We start from the raw sequence: 266 nt of genomic DNA, 5'->3' as shown, positions 1-266 counted from the left end.
GGCTAATTCGGCTTCCGGATCCCAGCGATGATCAAAGGTCCAGTGTGCAGTGATCTGCTCGGCGCTGATTGTTCCGTTGTTTTGTGCTTGAGGATGTTGTTGCAAATTAGTCGTCAACCAGGGGGAAATAGCAGCACTGGGATCTTGATGGCTGAAATAATTACGATCGCCCCACAGGTTGGCGCGGTCACGTTCTGGTTCAGTAGGGTAGGTATGGCGGAATATCGGTTTGTCGGCCATATTACGGCTGTAACTGTTATTAATCA

The 266-nt window shown here is 49.6% G+C and carries 1 protein-coding gene; it reads right to left on the bottom strand.

Translation table 11 applies throughout. From position 1 onward, the window contains the following. A partial coding sequence (locus tag RMT89_RS43500) for a hypothetical protein (protein ID WP_315889280.1) occupies positions 1–240 on the bottom strand: 240 nt, incomplete at its 3' end. Positions 241–266: the final 26 nt, after the last annotated feature.

The sequence above is a fragment of the Streptomyces sp. P17 genome (assembly GCF_032436805.1).
Lineage (GTDB): Bacteria > Actinomycetota > Actinomycetes > Streptomycetales > Streptomycetaceae > Streptomyces.
Note: the sequence above shows the minus strand (reverse complement) of the source record. Positions and strands in the feature narration are given on the sequence as shown.